The sequence below is a fragment of the Metamycoplasma cloacale genome (assembly GCF_900660735.1).
Classification (GTDB): Bacteria; Bacillota_I; Bacilli_A; order Mycoplasmatales; family Metamycoplasmataceae; genus Metamycoplasma; species Metamycoplasma cloacale.
Map to the genome: position 1 here is coordinate 94279 of NZ_LR215049.1, position 12294 is coordinate 106572.

Genomic DNA, 12294 nt, shown 5'->3' on the forward strand with positions numbered 1-12294 from the left:
TATTTTACCATAAAGTTATAAATAACCGATTTTATGAAAAATCGCAATAAAAAAACGCAGTCATTGCGTTTTAAATACGATTGCTAATAGATTTAGCAGCAATGGTTCCATCGCCAGTTGCAGTTGTGATTTGTCTAACGTGTTTTTCAATAACATCACCTGCGGCGAATACGTTTTTCATTGAAGTTTCCATGTGTTCATCAACGACAATAAAACCAGCTTTGTTTAATTCAATTTTGTTTTTTAGAAATTCAGTATTTGGTCTAAAACCAATGTATGGGAAAACACAATTTATATTCATTTTAACAATGTTTCCATTGATATTAGCTTCAATTTCTTGAACTTCTGTTTCACCAATTAATTTTAATATTTTAGAGTTTTCATGAATAAAGATATTGTTATGTTTTTTAGCATCTTCAACTAATTTCTTTTCAGCAATAATCCCATCTCTTACAAAGATATGTACCTCTGATGCCATTGATGCAAGGTATGCTGATTCTTCAAATGCAGAGTTTCCACCACCAATGATTGCACAAGGTTTACCTTTATATAAAGCCCCATCACATACAGCACAATATGAAACACCACGTTGGTTGAAAAACTCAATGTTTTCAACATCTAACGGAATTAAATTACGCATACCAGTAGCAACAATTATTGCTTTTGCATAAATTAAATCTGTTTTATTTTCTAAACCAATTTCAAATATTTTATTTTCTTCTTTTCAATTAAAATCAATTACTTTTCCGTATATAAATTGAGCACCGTTTTCTTTAGCTTGACTTAACATTTTAATTGAAATCTCTGGCCCTGAAATAAATGAATAACCAGGATAGTTTTCAATTTTGCTTTGTTCAGCCATTTTACCACCAGGCATTTTTGATTCAATAAATGCAACTTTGGCATTGTTTCTGGCTAGATATAAAGCTGCAGTTAAACCAGCTGGCCCAGCTCCAATTATTATTACATCAAATGAATTATTCATTTTATTCCTTAGCAGCTACAGCTGTTTTGTTATTCTTTGATTTTAAATTGAAGTTAATACCAGTATTTTTTGGTTCATACACAATGAAATAAAAGTATTTTTTAGTTCATTGTGGTTTATATAATGGAACTTTATATACGTTATATTTAGATGAACCCATGAATTCACATACAATAACAAAGATAATTCCAACAACAATATATAGTGCTGAAATAACTTTATAGATTGTATAGTTATCTTCACGCAATGGCTCCATACCAAATCTAATAATTCCGTAGTAAAGAATATATATTCCTGCTGTGGTTCCGGGTCTTAATCAGTTAAAAAAGTTTAAAATTCAAACAATAACGATATAACCTACAAAGTTTGCAATTGATTCATACAAGAATAATGGTAATCTGTAATGACCAGAAATAAACATATGTTGTCTAATTACGCTTGGTAATATCTTGAAAGCCAATGAGTTTTCTTCCATAATACCACCATAAACTTCGTGGTTAGCAAAGTTTCCTCATCTACCAATTGCTTGTCCGATTAAAACAGCGGGTAAAATAATACTAAACGCTTTCTTTAAATCAATTCTCTTTGGGTGTTTTGAAAATACAACGTAAGCTACACAACATATAGTTGAAACAATAACCCCACCATGAATTGATAAACCACCTTCTCAAATTGCTCAGAAACGTTTTACAGTTTGTCAATTATGCGCAATTGCTTGTTGAATGATGAAAAACATTCTAGCTCCAACAATGGCAGTTGGAAGTGCTATAAAAATTAAAATTGCAAATCTGTCAAAAGAATACTTCTCTCTTTTTCAGAAAAACAATACAGTTAATATTGAAGCTAACATCCCTAGCATAATGCATAGTGAATATACATAAAAAGGTCCAACTTTTAACTGTACTCCAGCAAAATCTGCCATATTCCTCCTTTTTTATCATGAAATCTATTTATTAATTTTATATTAATAACTGAATTATTCATTAAAGAATTTTATTTAAAAATATTCCTGTATATGAATTTTGGTTTTTTGCAACTTGTTCTGGGGTTCCGGTAGCAACAATTCTGCCACCATTTTTTCCACCGCCAGGACCTAAATCAATGATATGATCAGCTGATTTAATGACGTCTAAATTATGTTCAATAACAATTACTGTATTGCCTTGATCAACAATTCTATTTAAGACGTTCAATAATTTTTGCACATCATATGAATGTAATCCAGTTGTTGGTTCATCTAGTAGATATAAAGTCTTACCAGTTGATTTCTTTTGCAATTCAGATGATAATTTAACCCGTTGTGCTTCTCCACCACTTAAGGTAGTTGCTGGTTGACCTAATTTAATATAGTCAAGACCGACGTCAATTAATGTTTGTAATTTTTGGGTAATTTTACTATGAATACCAAAAAAATGCATTGCTTGTTCAACAGTCATTTCTAAAACATCATTAATGTTTTTGCCGTTGTATTTAACTTCTAATGTTTCTTGATTATATCTATGACCATCACAGTGATCGCAAGTTACATAAACGTCAGGTAAAAAATGCATTTCAATTTTTAAAACCCCAGCTCCTTCACATTTATCACATCTTCCACCACTGACGTTAAAAGTGAAACGAGAAGCAGTATAACCTCTAATCATTGCTTCTTGAGTTTGTGCAAATAAAGCTCTAATGTCATCAAATACACCAGTATAGGTTGCAATATTAGAACGTGATGTTCTACCGATAGGACTTTGATCAATTGGAATGATTTTATCGATGTTTAATTGTCCCGATAAACTATTATCCTTACGATAATCATAGTGTTTGCTGTTTAAAAAATCATCTACTTTAACAGCTAGTTCTTCATTAATTAAACTACTTTTACCAGAACCAGAAACACCGGTTATTGCAATAAATTTACCCAGTGGAAAATCAACTGTAACATTTTGTAAGTTATTGGTTTTAGCGTGTTTTAAAGTTAATACTTTACCATTTCCTGAACGTCTGTAACGTGGTGTTTGAATTTCGAGACGTTTTGATAAATATTTACCAGTTAATGAATTTGGATGAGCAGCAATTTCTTCAACAGTTCCAGATGCGACTATTTCGCCACCATGTTCACCGGCTAGTAATCCAATATCAACGATATAATCTGCTTCTCTAATTGTTTCTTCGTCATGTTCTACAACAATTAAGGTATTACCTAAATCAACCATATGTTTTAAAGAAGCTAGTAGTTTTTGATTATCTTTTTGATGTAAACCAATTGAAGGTTCATCTAAAACATATAGAATTCCCGTTAGATTTGAACCAATTTGAGTTGCTAATCTAATTCTTTGCGCTTCTCCACCACTTAAAGTTTCAGCACGACGATTTAATGTTAGATATTCAAGACCGACATCAATTAGGAATTTTAAGCGATGTTTAAGTTCGATTAAAATTAATTGACTAATTTCTAGTTCAACTTCGTTTAAAACTAAATTATTGATAATTTCATTTAGTTCTTCAATTGATTTACTTGATATTTCATAGATGTTTAAATTAGCAATTTTCACAGCTAATGCATAATTATTTAATCTTTGACCCTTACAGCTAGGACAAGCTATTGGAGATAAGAAGTTCTTGAAATAAATTCTAGATTCTTCGGAATTAGTTTCAAGATATCTACGTTCAATTTTACTTAATATTCCTTCAATATAACGAGTTGTTCTTCTTGTGTTTGTTTGCGATTTTAAAGTAAAGGTAATTTCTTCATCTGATCCATATTGAATTAATTCAAGTTCTCTTTTAGATAGTTGATCAATTGGAGTTTTAGGATCGATTTGATAGTAATCAAGTAATGCTTTAAATTCTTGTCATTCTAAATTACTGGTATTAACTGTATTTTTGTAATATAGAATTGCACCCTCATTGATTGATAATTCTTTGTTAGGACATACTAAATCAAATGAAGCTTTTTGTAATGCTCCAATTCCTTTACATTCATTACACATTCCATTTGGTGAGTTGAAAGAAAATAATTTAGGTTCAATTTTAGGCATATCAAAATCACCATATTCGCAACTATGATGAATAGAGAATATTTCGTAATCACCCTCTTCAGTTGCAATGGCAACTAATCCTTTTGATTGCTCAAGGGCAATTTCAATTGCTTCATTAATTCTAGATTGTAAATCTTTTGATAATACAAGACGATCAACCACTAAATCAATGTTATGTTTTTTGTTTTTATCTAATGTAATCTCATTTTCTAGTAAAAGTAATTCATTATCAACTCTTACTCTTAAAAATCCATCTCTTTGTAGTTTAGATAATAAAGCTTGATGTGCACCTTTTTGATTTACTATTAAAGGAGCTAATATATAAACTTTGCTACCTTCTTTGTATTTAAAAATAGCATTAATAATATCTTTAATTCTTTGAGCTGAAATTTCTTTTTTATGTGTTGGACAAAAAGGTTTTCCAATTCTTGCGTATAAAAGACGAAGATAGTCGTATATTTCGGTTACTGTCCCAACAATACTTCTTGGGTTGTTATGAATTGTTTTTTGTTCAATTGAAATTGCTGGAGATAGTCCTTCAATACTTTCAACATTAGGTTTTTTTGTTCCCCCTAAAAATTGTCTAGCATAATTAGATAAACTATCAACATATCTTCTGCGTCCTTCTTCATAGATTGTATTAAAGGCAAGAGATGATTTACCAGAACCGGAAACTCCAGTAAATACAACTAATTTATTACGTGGAATTTCTAGATTAACATTCTTTAAATTATTTTCTTTTGCGCCTTTGATGATGATTTTTTCATTCATATAGAACCTTTCATTTTTCTTAAACATAAAAATTATAAATTTTTAAAATAAAAAACAACGAATTATTGCTAATTAAAATCATCGTTGTTTTTATTATCTTTTGTTTTTTTAATTTCTTCTTTGGCTTTTAAATCTTTTTCTAATTCTTCTTTTTCTATTTCCATTAATTCAATCAATTTTTTAGTTGCTTCTTCTTTAATGAATTTAGATAAACCTAAGCCATCATCAATCTTCATTGTTTTAATGAAATCATCAAGCGTTTCATTAAATTTATCTACAATTTCGTCAGTTGCTACACCTTGCATACGCAATGAGTTATAGAAATCTTTTGCCATTTCTTCAATGCTGAATGGATCTTCATCGTCTGGATCAACATCTGCGTGTTCTAAATTACTGTTTTCTGCTTCTTTTTTCACATGTTCTCTTAAAAATTCTTTGAATTCTTCATTATCAGCAAGATCTAAATCATAGTGTCTGAATAATACAAATTCTGGATTGTCGTAGTTGAAATCTTTAATTTTTAAACCAAGGTTATTTTCGAAAAACAGGTTGTCTGTGTTTTCTTTTTGTGAGATTGAATATTGTTTGATTGTAAAATCATAAATTCTTTGAGCTAATCGATTAACTTTTCTTCTACCATTTTTTCCATCAATTTCCTTGAAGTCCTTTAAAGGATTTTTTCTCATTGCTTGAACGTAATCATATGTAAAAATATTGTTTATATGTTTTAGATTGCTATCAATGTCTTTTGAGTTTTTACCAAATAATAAAGACATATCAACTTCTACTGAATAATTATGCGGAACAACTTCACCTTCTTTGCCAAGCATTGTACCTACAACACCCTCAATTTTGAAAGCACCTCAATAGCCATTTTCTAAAATTGTATTATATGTAATTGTTGCTAACGAAGTAAATTCCATACCATCACTTGTAATGATAAATGGCTCTATTGCAGTCGATCCTGAAATCATATTCATGTTTCTTTCGTTGCCCGTTGACATAAAGTTGTATATATATTCAGGAACTACAAAAATTTGATTACCCATAAATTTATATTCTTTATGACTTCAGTCAATTGTGAAGTAGTTAAATTCTTGGTGTTCTTCAATTCCTAGTGCATAGTTAATAAAGTGTTTTAAGTCATCAAATGTAGTTGCGCCATTTAAAGCAAATGTTAAGTCTTTAACATCAATTGCCTTTTTAACTGGATGATATTCAAATCTTCCATTTTTGAATATAACCCCTTTATCAGTAGCTGTTACATCGACTAATATGTTAAAGTAATTTCTAAGCATTATTTCTCCTTAATATTGTGTAGCATATATTTTTTATATAGATGTTTTAAACGATAAGCATAATCTAGAATAGCTTCACCTAACCCATTTTGTTCAACTGAACTAGTGTAGTATTTAGCTGTTTTTAATACCTCGTTATAAGCATTTGCCATTGCATATGAATATTGTGTCAATTTAAGCATCGTTATATCGTTATAACCATCGCCTATTGTCATTATTTCATCAATTTTAGTTTCATCATTGTTATATACATTGTTCATCATTCAAACAACCGCAGATGCTTTATCTAAATTGTTTGGAAGGATCTCAATATTACAATTGGTTAATGTTTTTGATACACCATTGATATTGTCAATCAACTTATTGATTTCTTGCAATTGCTCTTCATTATCATGGTCATATGGATAGATTTCAATTTTAACTGGATTGATTGATTCATTGTTGTATTTTTTAGGAAATGTTTTTCTAATTTCTTCATTTTTAAAATGATATGTAAATAGTGAATCGTTTCAATCTTTATCTAATAGATAGAAATATTGTTCGTTATCTCAAAACAGAATTTGAAATTGATGTTTTGAAGCAATATCAATAATGTCTTTTAAGATTTTTTTATCAATATGTTCTGAATAAATAATTTTTTCATTTACAACATCATATATTTGCGAACCAGACGAACCTAATACATATTTTGCTTGTAATTCATTTGACAATCAATTCATTCGATCGAAGCAAGGATTACCAGTACATATATTGAAATCACCATTATTTTCATTAATGAAACGAACATCTTCAATTGTTTCTTTTAAGAGATTGAAGTTTTTATAAATTGTTCCATCAACATCTGAAAAAATAATCAGTTTTTTATTATTAATTGTTTTTTCTTCCATGATGATATTTCTTAATTCCTTTCTTCTTTTTATGTCTAATGATTTGAACGATAATAATGGTTGCAGCAATTACGGCAACAACAGTTGGAATAATGATTCTAATTAAATTCCAAGCGTGTGCTTCTTGTTGTTCTTTTTTAACAATTTCATCGTGTCCTTTAAAACCGGAAACTCTATCTAAAGTATGACGTTCATAGAAGAAATAATTTTTATTTAAAGTTCCGTTGTATAAATATTCACGTTCTTTTTCATCAGCTGGAGCTAGTCATGCTGAGATTTGAATTTCTGTTGTGCTGAAGATATCAGCGCTAAAAAAAATGGCATATTTTTCTTGAAAAGCCGCTTTGTCAATATCTTTATAAAAAGGAGCGTCTTCTTTTAAATAAATAGTTTTGATTGGGAAGTTTTCGCTATCATAAATAAATTCACGAAAGAAATCTTTGATTCGATAATCACTTTTTTCATGTGTTGAAATATTTAAATCTTCAAATTTTATTTCTTTTAATTTAGCTAGATATTTATCGAAATTAGGATCTTTATCATTTCTAATTTTATGATCTACAGGTTTTTCACATGCTACAGTTGCAATTGGAGCAACTATTGCTAAAGGTGATCCCAAAGCTAGTAATTTTCACTTTTTCATAATTAAAATTATATGTTAATTATTATCATTTTAATCTTATTTTTTTCTCAAATTAAGTAATGTATAATATATATTATTTACAATATATATTAAAGAGGGGATGACATGAATAGCACTGAAATTGTTTTGATTTTGTTGGTTGTAATAGCAATATTAATTGCATTAGGTATTTTAATTTTCTTAATTATTAAAACCATCAAAGATAGAAAAAGAAATAATACATTGTTAAATCAAGAATTGCAATCAGCAATTGCAAAAGAGATTAAAGATTCAATAATTTATGAACTTAAAGAACAACATACAGATTTATTAACTAGACACATTGTCAATATAAATGATTTTAATGACAAAGCAAATTCAATAAAAACAGATGTAACAGAAGCTGTAAAAAATATTGAAACAGTTAAAATTGACATTAATAATTTATATATGGAAAGCAATCGTAAAATTAGTGAAAATCTTAATGATTTAAATAAAACATTGATGAATGAATTTAATTCAAATAGAGAACTTTTAAACAATAACTTTAATATTTTAAAAGGTGAATTAAATATTTTATTTAAAACTAATGTCAAAGATAATACTGAATTGATTGAAAAATCTATTAATAATTTAAATAATGAAACTAATAAAATGAAAGAAATTATTAATGATGGAATTAAACAAATTAAAGACGAATTAAACGAACAATTTAAAAATGAATTGCAAGTTAAATTGAATGAATATTTCGGCACAGTTGATAAATCAATGCAAAATTTAACAACTCATGTTACAAAATTTGAAACCTTGCAACAAGAAGTAACACAATTGAACAAAGCATTCAATGATAACAAAAGAAGAGGTAATTTCGGTGAACTTAGCCTTGAATTACTATTACAAAACAATTACAATTCAGCATTGTGAGAAGCACAATTTCGCTATAGTAATATAAAACAAGATAAAGTAAAATTAACTGAAAAAGAAAAAGGTTATATCGTTGATTTTGTCTTTAAGACTTTTGATAAAAACGGTGAAATTATATATGTTCCTATTGATTCAAAATTTTCAATTCAAACCTTTTTAGATATCAAAAACGCTAAAACAATTGAAGAATTAAAAGTTGCCGAACATGAATTTAAGAAAGTAATTAAGGAAAAAGCAAAAGATATTAATAAATATATTATTGATAAGGTTACAACTCCATATGGAATTATGTATCTACCAAGCGAAGCAATTTATGCGGAAGCTTTAAGTGATTACAATCTAGCTAAAATGTGTTACGACGAATATAGAGTTATGATTGCTGGACCTACAACTATATCTGCATTTATTTCAAATATCGCAATTAATATGGAGTGTGTAAATATTTCAAATAATATTTCTAAAATGTTTGATTTATTTAAATATATTTCATTAAATTACAACAACGTAAGAAAAGAAATGGAAGCAAGTAAGAAATCAATTGATAAAACCAATACATCAATTGAAAGAGCAATTAAAAGCGTTGATAAAGTTCATAAAGAAATTAGCAAATCTAAGTTTATTTCAGTGAATCCAACTCCCGAAATTGAACCAATATTAGGTATTTCAACAACAGAAGAAATTATTGACAATAATTCAAATGATGAAAATAATGATTAATATTAGTTTAAATAGTTATTTAAACTTATAATTTAAGTATTAAAAATTAATATATAAAGGAAAAATATGCAAAATAATAAAGAAGACAATGTTGTTATATTTGGTATGGAAAATTCATTCAATTTAGCAAAAGAAATTGGGGAAACAATTAATCGCGAAGTATTTCCTGTTCAAAAAATTACTTTTGCTGATGGAGAACAACTTTTATATTCAAATTCAACAGTTAGAAATCAAGTTGTATTTATCGTATGTAATACAGCAAAACCAGTTAATGACAATTTAATGGCTTTATTGATTTTTATTGACTCATTAAAAAGAGCAAGCGCTAAAAGAATTAATGTTGTTTTAACATACTATGGTTATGCAAGACAAGATAGAAAAGTTAGCGGTAGACAACCTATTTCATCTAAATTAGTAGCTGATTTATTAACAGTTGCTGGAGCAACAAAAGTCATAACCATTGATTTACACAACCCTTCAATTCAAGGTTTCTTTAATATTCCATTAGACGATTTACGTGGTCAATTCATTTTTTCAAACGAATTAAGAAAAAGAGAAGATAAATTTGTCATTGTATCACCAGATCACGGCGGAGCAGTTAGAGCAAGACAATTATCCGAATTATTACATAATAATGAAGAAATTGCTGTTATTGATAAACGTAGAACGGGACCAAATCAGTCAGAAATCATGGGACTACTTGGGGATGTTTCAAACAAAAATGTTGTAATTTATGACGACATTATTGATACAGGTGGAACAATATTAAACGCTGCTAGAGTATTAAAACAATATGGTGCAAAGAAAATTATTATTGCTGCCACACATGGTTTATTTTCGCGTGGTTTTGAAATGTTTGAAAACGAAGAAATAGTCGATGAAGTAATAATTACTAACTCAATTAATCAAGACCATCTAAAACATTTTAAAAAGTTAAATGTTTTATCAATTGCTAATTTTTTAGGTTTGGTAATTGAAGCTAACATTCAAAGAAAATCTATTACAGAGGTTTACGATGATTACGGAAACGGAAATATTTAATCTCTTTGATGAATATTTAGATAAACCTTCTGTTGAAACAAAGCACTTATTACATCAATATTATTTATTGATCGAGGAAGAAAATAGCAAATATAATTTAACTGGTTTTAAAGGTAAACAGTTAATTTTAAATGGATTAATTGAATCTATATTAATTTTTAATTATATAAATGAGCATATTTTAGATCTTAAAGATAAAAGATTATTAGATATAGGTAGTGGCGCTGGTTTTCCGATATTACCTTATTTAATTTATAAACAAAATTTTTCTTTAACTATTCATGAACCAATGGAAAAAAGGGTGAAATTTTTAACATTAGTTAAAGATAAATTGGGTTTAAAAAACATTGAAATTAAACAAATAAGATCAGAAGATTCTAATGAATTAGAGAAGTTTGATTTTATATCAGCAAGAGCTGTTTCTGAATTAAAAAATTTAATTGAAATTTCACATGCATTAGGTAAAATGAATGCTACATTTTGCTTTCTAAAATCTAATTCATACGAAAAAGAAATAGAGAATGCTAAAAAAATTATTAACCAATTAGGTATTGAAACAAAAACTATTGATTTAAAGACATTTTTTGAAATAAGAAATGTTATTGTTTATTATAGAAAAACAAGTAAAACACCAAAAAATATACCAAGAAAATGAAGCCAAATTATTAAGGATAATTTAAAGAGATAAAGTTATGAAAGAAAGTTTTTTTCTTAATCTAGCAATCTTGTTATTACTAGCATATACAATTGGTAAAATATTTGAAAAAATCAAAGTTCCTAAAATAATTGGTTATTTATTAGTTGGTATTATTTTTGGCCCAACATTACTTGATTTAGTAAATCCTACATTATTAAACATTAGTGCATATATGAGAAAGATTGCATTAATAATAATTTTAATGCGTTCGGGATTGGCACTTAATTTCAGTGAGATTAAAAAAATAGGTTTTAGAGGAATACTTATGTCCTTTGTGCCGGCTGGTTTTGAAATTCTAGCCTGTTTAATATTTGCTCCATTAATTTTAAAAGTAGATTATTTAACAGCGGGTATCATGGGATGTGTATTAGCGGCTGTTTCGCCCGCAATTGTTGTTCCAAGAATGCTTAAATTAAAATCAGAAGGTTATGGAACTAAAAATAATGTTCCTCAAACTGTAATGGCAGGTTCTTCTTTAGATGATATATTTGTAATTATTGTCTTTACCATTCTTTTAGCTATTAAAAAATCATTAAATGATACAGGCGAAATTAAAGTAACTGCGGCATTCGTTTTAAATATTCCAGGTTCAATTGTTTTAGGGGTTGCTGCTGGTATTTTAATCGGAGTAGTTCTATATAATTCACTAAAATTATTAAAAACTCATGCAAATTTAAAATTGATTATATTACTTTTGATGGCTATTTTATGTGTCGGATTGGAAGAACTATTGCATAAAGTTGGTGTTGAATTTAGTTCATTGTTATCAATTTTTGTTATCGCAATTATTTTTGCAACTTACGATAAAGAAAACAGTGAAAAATATTCGCAATCCTTGAAACATGTTTGAGAATTTTTCGAAGCATTATTGTTCTTGCTAGTTGGTTTAATTACAAAAATTGATTTCAAAAACACAGACAATTTAAAAGCTTGAGGTCTAATATGTGTTACTTTAGTATTTAGATCGCTTGCAGTCTTCTTGTGTTTCATTAGATCTAAAACAACATACAAAGAAAGATTATTTATTATTTTTGCATATCTACCAAAAGCTACCGTTCAAGCTTCAATTGGGGCAATTGCATTTCAAGAAGGAGTAGATCCATATCAGTTAATTTTAATTGTATCGGTAATAAGCATTGTCTTTACCGCTCCATTAGGTGCAATTTTAATGGATACTACATATAAGAAATTATTAGATAAAGAAGAGAAAACCGTTGCTCAAACAGCTTAATATCAGTTATCTGATATTTTTTATTAATTTATTTACAAAAAAAATTCTTATTTTTAACACAAAAAAGTGTTAATTTTTAATTTTAAATATTAAAA

General features: G+C 27.9%; 10 protein-coding genes. 4 read left to right on the forward strand and 6 right to left on the reverse strand.

Annotated features, from left to right (window positions below; genetic code table 4):
* Nucleotides 1–70 precede the first annotated feature (70 nt).
* The 6 genes from EXC28_RS00405 to EXC28_RS05280 all read right to left on the reverse strand — a co-directional run bounded on the left by EXC28_RS00405 (nt 71) and on the right by EXC28_RS05280 (nt 7610).
* Nucleotides 71–985: an NAD(P)/FAD-dependent oxidoreductase gene (locus EXC28_RS00405; RefSeq protein WP_029330191.1), complete on the reverse strand. Its 915-nt coding sequence runs from the start codon at nt 983–985 to the stop codon at nt 71–73.
* Nucleotide 986: 1 nt separating this feature from the next.
* Nucleotides 987–1907, reverse strand: coding sequence for a prolipoprotein diacylglyceryl transferase (gene lgt / locus EXC28_RS05270; protein ID WP_029330190.1), 921 nt, complete (start codon nt 1905–1907; stop codon nt 987–989).
* Nucleotides 1908–1968: 61 nt separating this feature from the next.
* Nucleotides 1969–4782 carry an excinuclease ABC subunit UvrA gene (gene uvrA / locus EXC28_RS00415; protein ID WP_029330188.1) on the reverse strand — a complete coding sequence of 938 codons (2814 nt, stop codon included), beginning with the start codon at nt 4780–4782 and terminating at the stop codon, nt 1969–1971.
* Nucleotides 4783–4850: 68 nt separating this feature from the next.
* Complete coding sequence (locus tag EXC28_RS05275) at nt 4851–6080, reverse strand: hypothetical protein (RefSeq protein WP_029330187.1); 1230 nt, start codon at nt 6078–6080, stop codon at nt 4851–4853.
* A complete protein-coding gene (locus EXC28_RS00425) occupies nt 6080–6967 on the reverse strand; it encodes an HAD-IIB family hydrolase (RefSeq protein ID WP_029330185.1) in 888 nt (295 codons plus the stop codon). Before EXC28_RS00425 ends, EXC28_RS05275 begins: the two co-directional genes overlap by 1 nt.
* On the reverse strand, nt 6948–7610 hold the full coding sequence (locus tag EXC28_RS05280; protein ID WP_029330183.1) for a hypothetical protein: 663 nt from the start codon (nt 7608–7610) through the stop codon (nt 6948–6950). Before EXC28_RS05280 ends, EXC28_RS00425 begins: the two co-directional genes overlap by 20 nt.
* Before the next feature lie 105 nt (nt 7611–7715).
* Between EXC28_RS05280 and rmuC the strand changes: the two genes are divergently transcribed.
* The 4 genes from rmuC (at nt 7716) to EXC28_RS05285 (ending at nt 12199) form a co-directional block, all read left to right on the forward strand.
* Nucleotides 7716–9230 carry a DNA recombination protein RmuC gene (rmuC, locus tag EXC28_RS00435; protein WP_029330181.1) on the forward strand — a complete coding sequence of 505 codons (1515 nt, stop codon included), beginning with the start codon at nt 7716–7718 and terminating at the stop codon, nt 9228–9230.
* Between the two features lie 66 nt (nt 9231–9296).
* A complete protein-coding gene (locus tag EXC28_RS00440; RefSeq protein ID WP_029330179.1) occupies nt 9297–10271 on the forward strand; it encodes a ribose-phosphate pyrophosphokinase in 975 nt (324 codons plus the stop codon).
* Nucleotides 10246–10959 carry a 16S rRNA (guanine(527)-N(7))-methyltransferase RsmG gene (gene rsmG, locus EXC28_RS00445; protein WP_029330177.1) on the forward strand — a complete coding sequence of 238 codons (714 nt, stop codon included), beginning with the start codon at nt 10246–10248 and terminating at the stop codon, nt 10957–10959. The genes EXC28_RS00440 and rsmG overlap by 26 nt, the downstream gene beginning before the upstream one ends.
* A gap of 4 nt (nt 10960–10963) precedes the next feature.
* The gene (locus EXC28_RS05285) at nt 10964–12199 is read left to right on the forward strand and encodes a cation:proton antiporter domain-containing protein (protein ID WP_029330175.1); all 1236 of its coding nucleotides are present in this window, start codon (nt 10964–10966) and stop codon (nt 12197–12199) included.
* The last annotated feature ends 95 nt before the right edge of the window (nt 12200–12294 follow it).